The 664-nt window shown below is 69.7% G+C and carries 1 protein-coding gene; it reads left to right on the plus strand.

Annotated features, from left to right (window positions below; all coding sequences use genetic code 11):
* Positions 1-664: autotransporter outer membrane beta-barrel domain-containing protein (locus AAHK20_RS33460; protein WP_449185797.1), on the plus strand; the 664-nt coding region annotated here is incomplete at both ends.

Genomic DNA, 664 nt, shown 5'->3' on the forward strand with positions numbered 1-664 from the left:
AGGCCGACGGCTACAGCGCGAACTACGGCGGCCTGCTGTTCGGCGCGGACAAGGCGGTGGGCGAGCGCTGGCGCGCGGGCGGCGCCTTCAGCTTCACGACCACGGCGGTCAACAACACAGGCGACAGCGCGGGCGACTCGACCCGCGTGAACGCGTACGGGCTGTTCGGCTATGCGAGCTACACGGCGCCGAAGTGGTACGCGAACCTGTCGGCGGGGGCGGTGCTGCAACACTACGACACGACGCGCGTGGTGGACTTCACCGGCTTCTCGGGCACGGCGCAGGGGCAGTTCAGCGGCCAGCAATACGTGGCGCAGGCGGAGGCGGGTTATCCGATCGCGCTGGGCGCGTACACGCTGACGCCGCTCACGAACCTGACCTACAGCTACCTGCACCAGAACGCGTACACGGAGTCGGGCGGAAGCGGGGCGGCGCTGTCGGTGGGGGCCGCGCACGCGAGTTCGGTGACGAGCGACCTGGGCGTGAAGCTCGAGCGCGGCTTTGGTACGGCGTACGGAGTGCTGGTGCCGGACGTTCGACTGGCGTGGCGTCATGAATACGTGCACGGCGCGCAACTGACGAGTTCGCGCTTCGCGGCCGATGCGAGCGGTGAGACCACGTTCACGACGACGGGCGCGAGCCCGGTGTCGGACCTGGCGGTGGC

The sequence above is a fragment of the Trinickia camelliae genome (assembly GCF_053525655.1).